This is a genomic window from Micromonospora sp. NPDC003776 (assembly GCF_053605645.1).
In genome coordinates, this window is sequence record NZ_JBSGJR010000202.1 from 1 (window position 1) to 10,661 (window position 10,661).

Below are 10,661 nucleotides of genomic sequence, written 5' to 3' on the forward strand. Positions count from 1 at the left end.
GTCGCCGGGGTGGTCGAGGTGCAGGCCGCCGGCGGGGGCGGCAGCGCGGCCGCCGGTGTTGAACCCGGCCGCGGCGCGGGCCAGCAGCCGGGTCGCCTCGGCGAAGCTCGGCGTCACCACGGTCGGGTTGAGGCCGCGCCAGTCGGCCAGGTCGTGCGCGTCGAGGGCCACCGTGGCGTAGCGGTCCCGGTTGGCGACCAGCCAGGCGCGGACCGGCGCGGGCAGCGCGCCCAGGCCGTAGTCGCAGACGACCAGGGTGAGTGGCTGCCCCTGCGCGGCGGCCCGCAGCTCCTCGGTGGCGCAGTGCAGCGCGGTGAGCAGCCGGGCCACCCCGTCGTCGTCGAGCCCGTCCTCCGGGTCGCCGGAGTCCTCGCGCAGCAGGATCTGGTTCCCGGCGAGCATCCGTCGCTTCACCGGCGTCGGCCGGCCGGGCTGGTTCACCGTACGGTCCCAGACGCCCGCGCGGTCGAGGCAGTCGTGCAGTTCGTCGCCGGCCACGTCGGCGCCGACCGGGGCCACCAGCGCGGCCCGGCCGCCGAGGGCGGCAACGTTGACCGCCGTGTTCGCCGCCCCACCGGCGGCGGAGATGCGGCGGCGCAGGGTGAGCACGGGTGCCGGGGCCTCCCGGCAGAGCCGCTCGGACTCCGCGAACCGCCACTCGTCCAGCATGGCGTCGCCGACGACCAGCACGGGACGCCCCTGCCAGGTCGCCACGACGGTGGCGAGCCGGCGCTCTTCCGCTGCTGCTCCTGCCATGTCCTCCGGGGTCCCCCGAGCGGGTCCGGTCAAACCTGCCCGGCTCGGGCGGTGGCCACCTACCCTGTCCGGTTTCGGCCCGCCGGCCCCGGGAACCGGGTCAGGTGACCCCGGAGAGGAGACACACCATGGCAGCGCAACTGCAGGGTAAGCGGATCGCCTTCCTGGCCGCCGACGGCGTCGAGGAGGTCGAGTACACCAAGCCGCGCGAGGCGGTGGAGAAGGCCGGTGCCCGGGTCGAGCTGGTTTCGTCGAAGCCCGGTTCGATCCAGTCCTTCAACCACCTGGACCAGAGCCAGCAGTACCAGGTCGACGTGACGACGCCGGAGGCGGACGCGGGGGCGTACGACGCGTTGGTGCTGCCCGGCGGCGTGGCCAACCCGGACTTCCTGCGCACGGACCCGGAGGCGGTCCGGTTCGTGAAGTCGTTCTTCGACGCCGGCAAGCCGGTCGGGGTGATCTGCCACGGCCCGTGGACGCTGGTCGAGGCGGACGTGGTGCGCGGCCGCCGGATGACGTCCTGGCCGAGCCTGCGCACCGACCTGACCAACGCCGGCGCGAACTGGGTCGACGAGGAGGTCGTGACGGACCGCGGGCTGGTCAGCAGCCGTAAGCCCGACGACCTGCCGGCGTTCTGCGCGAAGATCGTCGAGGAGTTCGCCGAGGGGCGGCACTGATCCGTACGGGCGGGTGATCGGCGGCGTGGGCGGCACGGTCCGCGCCGCCGATCCGTTCCTGGGAGGCATGTTCCGCGCGAGGTGGGAAAGACCGCGGAATGACTGCCCAGGCCCACGGTCGTCCCGTGCTGCACCCCCGCCAGATCCGCCTGCTGATGTTCGGTCTGATGACCGGGATGCTGCTGGCGGCGCTCGACCAGACCATCGTCGGTACGGCGCTGCCCACCATCGTCGGCCAGTTGGGCGGCATCAACCACTACTCGTGGGTGGTGACCGCGTATCTGCTCGCGTCGACCGCCTCCACTCCGCTGTACGGCAAGATGGCCGACCTGTACGGCCGCCGCCCGGTCTTCCTCTTCTCGATCGGCACGTTCCTGCTCGGCTCGCTGCTGGCCGGGCTGTCGCAGAACATGACCCAGTTGATCCTCACCCGGGGGGTGCAGGGCCTGGGCGCGGGTGGCCTGATGACGTTGGCGTTCACCATCATCTCGGACGTGGTCTCGCCCCGGGAGCGCGGCCGCTACCAGGGGCTCTTCGGTGCGGTGTTCGGCCTGTCCTCGGTCGCCGGTCCGCTGGTCGGCGGGTACTTCGCGGAGACGAACTGGCGCTGGATCTTCTACATCAACGTGCCGCTGGGCATCCTCGCCATCGTGGTCTGCTACCACGTCATGCGGCTCATCCCGTTCCAGCGGCGGGAGCACGCGATCGACTGGCTCGGCGCGGGGCTGCTGGTGGCCGGGGTGAGCTGTCTGCTGCTGGCGCTGAGCTGGGGCGGCAACCAGTACGCGTGGGGCTCCGGGGTGATCATCGGGTTGTTCGTGGCCGGTGCGGTGCTGGGCATCCTGTTCGTGCTCCAGGAGGCCCGGGTGCCGGAGCCGATCCTGCCGCTGCGGCTGTTCCGCAACGGCACCTTCACGCTGGCCAACCTCAGCGGCTTCGTGCTCGGTCTGGTGATGTTCGGGTCGATCATCTTCATCCCGCTCTACCTGCAGATCGTCAAGGGGGCTTCGCCGACCCGCAGCGGTCTGCTGATGCTGCCGATGATGGCCGGCATCATCATCACCTCGATCCTCACCGGCCGGGCGATGAGCCGGCGGGGACGGTACAAGTGGTTCCCGGTGGCCGGCTCCGCGGTGCTGGTCGCCGGCATGCTGCTCTTCCGGCAGCTCCAGGTGGCCACGTCGCTCTGGGCGGCCTTCGGCTACATGGTGGTGATCGGCGTCGGGCTGGGCCTGTGCATGCAGTCGCTGATCCTGGCCGTGCAGAACGCCGTGCACCCCCGGGACCTGGGCGCGGGCACCTCGTCCGCGACGTTCTTCCGTTCGCTGGGCGGCTCGTTCGGCGTGGCGATCCTCGGCGCGGTGCTCTCCTCCCAGCTCACCGGCCAACTCGCCACCCGGCTGCCGGCCGCGATCGCGCAGCTTCCGCCACAGCAGCGGGCGGCCGTGGCGGCCAGCGGCGGCGCGAACATCTCGATCAACGACCCGAAGACAATCCTCGCCCTGCCCGGCCCGGTGCGCGCCGCGATCCAGGCCGCGTTCGTCGAATCGCTGCACCTGGTCTTCCTGACCACCGGGCTGATCGCCATCATCGCCGTGCTGCTCACCCTGGCCCTGCCCAACCAGGAGCTGCGCGGCACCGGCCCGGAGGGCGCGACCGGCGGCGCCGACCCGCTCGGCGGCAAGGCCGCCGCTCCGGGCGGCAAGCCGCTGACCAAGGAGTCCAAGGACGAGGCCGCCGCCGACATGGAGGCCAAGTCCCAGACCATGCTGTGAGCGCTCACCCGCGGGTCACGGGACCGGCCGGTCGGCGGTGAGCAGGTCGAGGATCAGCGCCAGCGGCGGCCAGGCCGCCCGGCCGCGGCGGGTCACGGCGTACGCGCGCAGCACGACCCGCGGTCCGGTGAGGGGCAGCAGGCGAACGCCCGGCACGGTCGGCCGGTCACCGGGGAGCAGGCCGACGCCGAGCCCCGCGAGGATGAGGTCCTCGACCAGGTCGAGGCTGTCCGCGCGGTGCGCGATCCGGGGCTCGAAGCCGGCCATCGAGGCGATGGCCCGGATCACCACCTCGTCGGCCGTGTTGCGCGAGTTGACGATCCAGTCGGCGTCGCGGAACCGGTCGAAGACCGCCGTTGCGTCCTCCGCCGGGTCGGGCCGGGCGTCCGCCGGCGCCCCGAGGTGCCAGGTCGCGGACCACAGCGGCGCGGCGTCCAGCGCGCGGTCCACCGCGGCCGGGGCCAGGTTGTAGTCGTAGGTCAGCGCGAGGTCGACCTCGTCAGCCGCGAGCAGCGCGTACGCCTCGGCGGGCTCGTGCTCGTGGATGCGCAGGCGCACCCGCGGATGGTCGGTCGCCAGTCGGGCGGTGAGCGGCAGCAGCGAGCGCCGGACGGCGGTGGCGAAGCCGGCGACGCGTACCGTGCCGGCCGGTTCGGCCCGGGGGTCCAGGTCGAGCCGGGCCGCGTCGACCGCGGCGAGGATCGTCACGGCGTGTTCGGCCAGCCGGCGTCCGGCCGGGGTGAGCCGGACGCGCCGACCGTGCGGCTCGACCAGTTCGGTGCCCACCTCCCTGGCCAGCGCCGCGAGCTGCTGCGACACCGTCGAGGTGGTGACGTGCAGCTCGTCGGCGACCTGGCGCATCGAGCCGAGCCGGGCCAGTTCCCGCAGCAGGCGCAGGCGACGCAGGTCCACGAGGGCGATTGTTCACGACTGCCGAATGCTTCGTACAGGAATGGCACGTGGACACGAACGGTACGGGCGAGCTCTACTGTCCGCATGAGCACCGTGACCCCGGCCCGTGCCGGCACCGCGATGGCGGTCGCCTCGATGACCTGCGTACAGCTCGGCCTGGCCGCCTCCGTCGGGCTCTTCGACCGGGTCGGTCCGGAGGGTGCCGCCTGGCTGCGCCTGGCCTGGGCCGGGGTGCTCCTGGCGATCGTGGTCCGGCCCCGCCCGTCGGCCTTCACCCGCTCGGCCCTGCGGGCCTGCCTGGCGCTCGGCGTGGTGACCGCCGGCGTCACCATCCTGTTCATGGCGGCGGTGGCCCGGCTGCCCCTGGGTACGGCCAGCGCGTTGGAGTTCCTCGGGCCGCTCGGCGTGGCCGTGGCCCGCGGTCGGGCCGGCGCGAAGCTCTGGCCGGCGCTCGCGGCGGTCGGGGTGCTGCTGCTCACCGAGCCCTGGCACGGCGGCGCGGACCTGGTGGGCGTGGCGTACGCGCTCGGGGCGGCGGCCTGCTGGGCCGCGTACATCCTGCTCACCCAGCGGGTGGGCGACGAGGTCTCCGGCATCCGCGGCCTGGCGGTCTCCATGCCGGTGGCCGCCGTGGTCGCGACGGTGGTCGTCGGCCCCTCGGTGTTCGGTGACCTGACCTGGCCGGTGCTCCTGGCCGGGCTCGGGCTGGCCGTGCTGCTGCCCGTGGTCCCGTTCGTGCTGGAACTGCTGGCGCTGCGCCGGCTCACCACCGCCGCGTTCGGCACGCTGATGAGCCTGGAGCCGGCCATCGCGCTGGTCGTCGGCCTGGTCGCGCTGGGTCAGGTGCCCGGGGTCGGCGCGGTGGCCGGCATCGCCTTCGTGGTGATCGCCGGGATCGGCGCGGAACGTTCCGGCGCCCGGCCGGGTGCCGGCCGGGACGACGTCTCCGGCGAGCGGCCCACCGAGGTCGGCGCCGTCACTTGAGGATGAGGCGGTTGGTCTGTTCGAAGACGTCGAGGTCGGCGAGGGTCTCGATCACGCTGGAGGAGAGCGGGGTGGGCAGCTCCTCCGGGTGGAAGAAGCCGGCGTCGATGGTCTCGTCGGTCATCCGGGCCAGTTCCCCGTCCCACTCCTCGACCCGGAAGGCCGTGGTGAAGACCTGGTAGGTGTGGCCGTACATGTTGGTGTGGGTGCGGTCCGGGCCGGTGTAGAGGGCGAAGGCGCTGACCCGCAGGGCGCGCAGCCCGGTCTCCTCGCGTACCTCCCGGACGGCGCAGTCGGCGATCGACTCGCCCAGCTCCATCGCGCCGGCCGGCAGCGCCCACTGGCCGTTGTCGGAGCGCTGGATCAGCAGCACCCGGGCGGCGTTGTCCCGGACCACCGCCCGGGCGCCGACGAACATCAGGGTGCGGTCACCGGCCAGGGCGCGCAGCTGTCCCACGTACGAGTCGGCCCACGAGATGCTCACCCGGACAATCTACGCACGAACGCGGGGGTGGACCGGCGTTCCGGGGGTTCCCAACGTGGCGCCGGTCACACTAGCTTGCTACCCATGCGTAGCACGATGATGGACGCCCCCCTCCAGGTCGCCCGGATCCTCGAACACGGCGCCACCGTGCACGGCACGGCGGAGGTCGTCACCTGGACCGGCGCCGAGCCCCGCCGGATGTCGTACGCCGAGGTCGGCCGGGCCGCCGCCCGGCTGGCGCACGCGCTACGCGACGAGTGCGGGGTGACCGGTGACGAGCGGGTCGCCACGTTCATGTGGAACAACAACGAGCACCTGGTGGCGTACTTCGCCGTGCCGAGCATGGGCGCGGTGCTGCACACGCTCAACCTCCGGCTCTTCCCCGACCAGGTCGCCTACATCGCCAACCACGCGGAGGACCGGGTGGTGCTGGTCGACACCACGCTGATCCCGCTGCTGGCGAAGGTGATCGGCCAGCTGACCACCGTGCGGCACGTGGTGGTGGTCGGCGGTGGCGACCCGGCCCCGCTGGTCGCGGCGGCCGGCGACCGGATCGCCGTACACCACTGGGACGACCTGCTGGCCGACCGGCCGGACGTGTTCGACTGGCCCGAGGTGGACGAGCGGGACGCGGCGGCGCTCTGCTACACCTCCGGGACCACCGGCAACCCCAAGGGGGTCGCCTACTCGCACCGCTCCATCTACCTGCACTCGCTGCAGGTCTGCCTGCCGGAGGGGTTCGGTCTCGGCCCGAAGGACCGCGAGTTGGCGATCGTGCCGATGTTCCACGCCATGTCCTGGGGCCTGCCGTACGCGGCGTTCCTCTCCGGCGCGTCACTGATCATGCCGGACCGGTTCCTGCAGGCCGAGCCGATCGCCGCGATGATCGCCGCCGAGCGGCCCACCCTGGCCGGCGCGGTGCCGACCATCTGGACCGACCTGCTGGCCTGGCTGGACAGCCACGAGGTGGACACCTCCTCGCTCAAGGAGGTGATCGTCGGCGGCTCGGCCTGCCCGCCGGCGCTGATGCACGCCTTCCACGACCGGCACGGGATCGAGGTCATCCACGCCTGGGGGATGACCGAGATGTCCCCGCTGGGCTCGGTGTCCCGGCCGCCGGCCGGGGCGGACGGCGAGGTGGCCTGGCGCTACCGCTACACCCAGGGCCGGATCCCGGCCGGGGTCGAGGCACGGATCGTCGGCCCGCTCGGCGAGCCGCTGCCCGCCGACGGGACCTCCGTCGGCGAGCTGGAGGTGCGCGGGCCGTGGGTGACCGCCCGGTACGTCGGCGACGACACCCCGGACGAGGAGAAGTTCCGCGACGGCTGGCTGCGGACCGGGGACGTCGGCACGCTCTCGCCGGACGGCTACATCACCCTGTCCGATCGGGCGAAGGACGTCATCAAGTCGGGTGGGGAATGGATCAGCTCGGTCGAGCTGGAGAACGCCCTGATGGCGCACCCGGCGGTGCTGGAGGCGTGCGTGGTGGGGGTGCCCGACGAGCGCTGGGACGAGCGGCCGCTGGCCACTGTGGTGATCCGGGAGGGAGCCTCCGTCACCGCCGAAGAGCTGCGGGAATTCCTGGCGGAGTCGGTGGCGCGCTGGCAGTTGCCCGAGCGCTGGTCGTTCATCGACGCGGTCCCGAAGACCAGCGTCGGCAAGTTCGACAAGAAGGTGGTACGGGCCCGGTACGCGGAGGGCGACCTCGAGGTACGCGAACTGACCTCGCCGTAACACTTTCCGGCGTACCGTCGCCAACACGGGTAAGGGACGAGCTTTCCAAGCATCCCTCCCCAGAGGGCGGCCCCGGCGTTCGCACCGCGCCGGGGCCGCCCGCCCATGCGGGGCGACCCGCACAGTCATTGTCGCGAAACTTGTTCGCCTCTGTCCTGATGTCGGAGAAATCCGTTTCGCGGTTATCCGGCCTCGCTCGTGGACACCAGCACCTTGCCGACCGCGCCGTCCTGCACCGCCTGGTGCGCCGCCGCGGTCGTCGCCAGCGAATAGTGGTGCAGCGGCAGGCCCGCCTCCTCACCGACCCGGATCGCACCCTGCGCCACCGCCGCCGCGATGTCGGTCACCGCCTGCGCCTTCGCGGCCTTCGGCGCGGTGTAGATCAGCACGAACTGCCAGCGCGCGTTCGGCACCATCAGCGGCCGGATCGGCAGCGTCACCTCGCCGCCCCCGTCGTCGGCGTAGACGCAGACCGCCCCGCCGGTGCGCAGGATCTGCACGTCCGCGGCGGCGTTGCGGGCGGCGGAGACCTCCACGATCGTGTGCACCCCGTCGGGCGCGATCTTGCGGACCTCCTCGACCACGTCCTGCTCCCGGTAGTTGATCACGTAGTTGGCGCCGGCCGCCGCCGCGAGCTGCGCCTTCTCCGGGCTGCTCACCGTGGTGATCACGCAGGCGTCGGCCCAGCGGGCCAGCTGGATCGCCGCGTTGCCCACCGCGCCCGCCCCGCCCTGCACCAGCACCACGTGGTCGCTCAGCGCGCCCGCGTGCAGCTTGTCCGGCATGAACTCGCCGGCGGTCAGGCAGCGGTGCGCGGTCATGAACGGGATGCCCAGGCAGGCGCCCAGGTCGAACGAGGCGGAACCCAGCCGGACCGTGTGCCGCACCGGCACCACCGTGTACTCGGTGGCCGTGCCCCAGGGCCGCTGCCAGGCCGCCTCCCAGAGCCACACCCGCTCGCCGATCAGGATCTGGTCGACCCCCTCGCCGACCGCCTCGATCACCCCCGCGCCGTCCTGGCCCGGGATCTGCCAGCCCTCCGGCAGCGCCCAGTTGTGCCGGGCCTTCCAGTCCGTCGGATTCACCCCGGCCACCGCCGTGCGCACCAGCACCTCGCCCGGGCCCGGCTCCGGCACGGGCCGCTCGACCAACTGGAGCACCGAGGCGTCCCCGTTGCGCTCGTACACGATCGCCTTCATCGCCGTCCCCTCGCCGTCACCACGTGCGCCACCGGGTGCGCTACCCGGCCGCCCCCTGATCATTCCGATCCGGGCGCCCCCGGGAAACGTACAACCCGCCACTCGGAGGCAGGAGACCGGCATCTGCGACGTACCGTCCGGCTCCCCAAGATCCGCGCAACTTCCGGGAAAGAGGGGCCTCACGTCCCGTCGAGGCCACTCTTTCCCGGAAGATGGCCCCTCGCCACGGCGGGGCGGCGGGGGCCGGTCAGGCGGACGCGGCCGAGCGCTTGACGTAGTCGATCAGCTCGGGGGAGGGACCGCCGAACTGCTGGGCGATCTCGGCGCTGTTCTCGGCCTGCATGCGGTAGAGGGAGTCCCGCAGCCCCGGGTCCCCGCCGTGGAAGGCCTCCAGCAGCTCCATCCAGCGCTGCGCCAGCGCCCGCACCCGCGGCTCCGCCGGGTCCGTCCCGGCGTCCAGCTCCGCCTGGACCTGGGCGATCAACCGCGGCCACTCCTCCTGTAGGCCGCGGATCGCCTCCTCGCCGAGCCGCTCCCGCCGCTGCGCCAACGCGGCGAGCTGCTCCTCGGTGAAGTAGTTCCTGATGGTGTCGTCCACCGTGGTCACCTCCTGGATCAGGGCGAGCAGGTCGACGGACGGGGCACCCCCGGCGGCGCGTACGGCCGGCACCAGCGCGGCCAGCCGGTCGCGCAGCCCACCCAGGGCGGCGAGCTGCCGCTCCACGTGCGCCAGATGCTCGCCGAGCAGCTCGGCCAGCGCCGGCCCACCGGTCCCGCCCCCGTCCAGCAGCGCGCCGATGGTCTCCAGCGGCAGGCCCAGCTCGCGCAGCGCGACGATCCGGTACAGCCGGTCCACGTCCCGCTCGTCGTAGAGCCGGTGCCCGGACGAGGTGCGCGCGGACGGCCGCAACAGCCCCACGTGGTCCCAGTGGTGCAGGGTCCGGACGGTCAGCCCGGTACGCCGGCACAGCTCGCCGATCCGCCAGGTGGACGCCACGTCCCACTCCCTCTCGCGTCACCGCACCCTGCGGCGACGGGGACCGACGCTATGACCTGACGTCGCGTCAGGAGCAAGCCGTTCAGGCCGCCGGCTTGAGCACCACCTTCGAATAGCCCGGCTCGCGCCGGTCGAAGTGCTGGTACGCCTCGGGCGCCGCGTCCAGCGGCACCTCCTTGCTCACCACGAAGCTCGGCTCCGCCCGTCCCGCCATGATCAGGTTACGCAGGTACTCGTTGTACGCCTTGACGTTGGCCTGCCCGGTCCCCACCCGCAGGCCCTTCTCGAAGAACTTGCCCATCCGGACCAGCAGCTCGCCGTGGGCCGAGTGCTCGTCCGGGGCACCCGGATCCTCGGCCAGGTAGAGCCCGATCACGCCGATCGCCCCGGTCGGCCGGACCACGTCGATCAGGCTCGGGGACTTGGTTAAGGATCGTCAGTGATCGTGGGCCGGTCGTGGGTGTCGGTGTCTTCTGGTTTGATGCGGGGCTGTGGGGGGTCTGTGCCGGCGGTCAGTGCTGTCGCGTGGCGGGGTTGTGCGGGCTGGCCCGGGTCTGGGGCGACGTGAGGTTGGCGGGTGAGTCGCGCGGTGTCGCTGGCTGAGGGCGAGGCCTCCCGGACCGCGTGCGTCCGCGCTCTTGTGCGCGCCGGCCTGGATGAGCAGACCGGCAAGGTCCTGTCCCAGGCCGTGCTGGCCGAGCGTGTCGGCTGGTGCGCCGATCTGGTGGCGGGCATGGTTTCCGGACTGTTGGCGCAGCGGTGGAACGTCGCCGATGTGCAGGTGTTGGCCTCCGGCGTGGACGCGGGTGGCCGACGGTTGCCGTCGAACGCGTGGATGGCGCTGAGGCGGCTGGGTTGGACCGTCACCGCCCCGGCGGGGGTAAGGGTCAATGACCGGATCGTGCGGATGGCTCAAGAACAGGCCGGGCGAGCGCTGCGCTCGGTGACATGGCGTGCCGATCTGACCGCCGGAGTCCTGGCATCCTGGCCGGCCGATCCGCGCAAGCGCACCGGGCAGGAGTGGGAGCAGGTGCGGAAGGCGATCCCCGGCGGGAAGGATCTGCCCGCCAACGTCATCAACGCGCGCACCCGGCAGGTGGCCAGGTTCCTCAACGCCAACGGTCGCCTCCCGGCGGATGTGTT

The 10,661-nt window shown here is 72.6% G+C and carries 11 protein-coding genes; 5 read left to right on the top strand and 6 right to left on the bottom strand.

The genetic code is table 11. The annotated features are described in order from the left end of the window. On the bottom strand, positions 1-756 hold a 756-nt coding region (locus ACWEVO_RS17885), incomplete at its 3' end, for a PfkB family carbohydrate kinase (protein ID WP_452308646.1). A gap of 128 nt (positions 757-884) precedes the next feature. Between ACWEVO_RS17885 and ACWEVO_RS17890 the strand changes: the two genes are divergently transcribed. Both ACWEVO_RS17890 and ACWEVO_RS17895 read left to right on the top strand, forming a co-directional pair. Then, positions 885-1,433 carry a type 1 glutamine amidotransferase domain-containing protein gene (locus tag ACWEVO_RS17890; protein WP_452308647.1) on the top strand — a complete coding sequence of 183 codons (549 nt, stop codon included), beginning with the start codon at positions 885-887 and terminating at the stop codon, positions 1,431-1,433. Between the two features lie 125 nt (positions 1,434-1,558). Beyond that, positions 1,559-3,208: an MDR family MFS transporter gene (locus tag ACWEVO_RS17895; protein WP_452308648.1), complete on the top strand. Its 1,650-nt coding sequence runs from the start codon at positions 1,559-1,561 to the stop codon at positions 3,206-3,208. A gap of 15 nt (positions 3,209-3,223) precedes the next feature. On the opposite strand, the gene ACWEVO_RS17900 is transcribed toward ACWEVO_RS17895, so the two are convergent. Continuing rightward, complete coding sequence (locus ACWEVO_RS17900; RefSeq protein ID WP_452308649.1) at positions 3,224-4,120, bottom strand: LysR family transcriptional regulator; 897 nt, start codon at positions 4,118-4,120, stop codon at positions 3,224-3,226. Positions 4,121-4,204: 84 nt separating this feature from the next. Here ACWEVO_RS17900 and ACWEVO_RS17905 point away from each other — a divergent pair, with 84 nt between their 5' ends. After that, entirely contained in the window at positions 4,205-5,104 is a 900-nt protein-coding gene (locus tag ACWEVO_RS17905; protein WP_452308650.1) for an EamA family transporter, read from the top strand. On the opposite strand, the gene ACWEVO_RS17910 is transcribed toward ACWEVO_RS17905, so the two are convergent. Further along, the gene (locus ACWEVO_RS17910) at positions 5,097-5,588 is read right to left on the bottom strand and encodes an NUDIX domain-containing protein (RefSeq protein WP_452308651.1); all 492 of its coding nucleotides are present in this window, start codon (positions 5,586-5,588) and stop codon (positions 5,097-5,099) included. The genes ACWEVO_RS17905 and ACWEVO_RS17910 overlap by 8 nt on opposite strands. A gap of 84 nt (positions 5,589-5,672) precedes the next feature. On the opposite strand from ACWEVO_RS17910, the gene ACWEVO_RS17915 reads away from it, so the two are divergent. After that, positions 5,673-7,322 carry a fatty acid--CoA ligase gene (locus ACWEVO_RS17915; protein ID WP_452308652.1) on the top strand — a complete coding sequence of 550 codons (1,650 nt, stop codon included), beginning with the start codon at positions 5,673-5,675 and terminating at the stop codon, positions 7,320-7,322. A gap of 182 nt (positions 7,323-7,504) precedes the next feature. On the opposite strand, the gene ACWEVO_RS17920 is transcribed toward ACWEVO_RS17915, so the two are convergent. From ACWEVO_RS17920 to ACWEVO_RS17930, 3 genes are all read right to left on the bottom strand, one after another. Beyond that, positions 7,505-8,521, bottom strand: a complete 1,017-nt coding sequence (locus tag ACWEVO_RS17920) for an NADPH:quinone reductase (protein ID WP_452308653.1) — start codon at positions 8,519-8,521, stop codon at positions 7,505-7,507. A 247-nt stretch (positions 8,522-8,768) separates the two neighbouring features. After that, the gene (locus ACWEVO_RS17925) at positions 8,769-9,518 is read right to left on the bottom strand and encodes a MerR family transcriptional regulator (protein ID WP_452308654.1); all 750 of its coding nucleotides are present in this window, start codon (positions 9,516-9,518) and stop codon (positions 8,769-8,771) included. 82 nt (positions 9,519-9,600) lie between these two features. After that, positions 9,601-9,921, bottom strand: coding sequence for a hypothetical protein (locus ACWEVO_RS17930; protein WP_452308655.1), 321 nt, complete (start codon positions 9,919-9,921; stop codon positions 9,601-9,603). A gap of 237 nt (positions 9,922-10,158) precedes the next feature. Between ACWEVO_RS17930 and ACWEVO_RS17935 the strand changes: the two genes are divergently transcribed. Continuing rightward, the coding region (locus ACWEVO_RS17935; protein WP_452308656.1) for a hypothetical protein at positions 10,159-10,661 on the top strand (503 nt) is incomplete at its 3' end.

What these genes read in the sequence shown, in the direction of transcription:
- ACWEVO_RS17890 (WP_452308647.1), top strand. Translation starts at nt 885, where the DNA reads ATGGCAGCGCAACTGCAGGGTAAGCGGATCGCCTTCCTGGCCGCCGAC.
- ACWEVO_RS17905 (WP_452308650.1), top strand. Translation starts at nt 4,205, where the DNA reads ATGAGCACCGTGACCCCGGCCCGTGCCGGCACCGCGATGGCGGTCGCC.
- ACWEVO_RS17915 (WP_452308652.1), top strand. Translation starts at nt 5,673, where the DNA reads ATGCGTAGCACGATGATGGACGCCCCCCTCCAGGTCGCCCGGATCCTC.
- ACWEVO_RS17920 (WP_452308653.1), bottom strand. Translation starts at nt 8,521, where the DNA reads ATGAAGGCGATCGTGTACGAGCGCAACGGGGACGCCTCGGTGCTCCAG.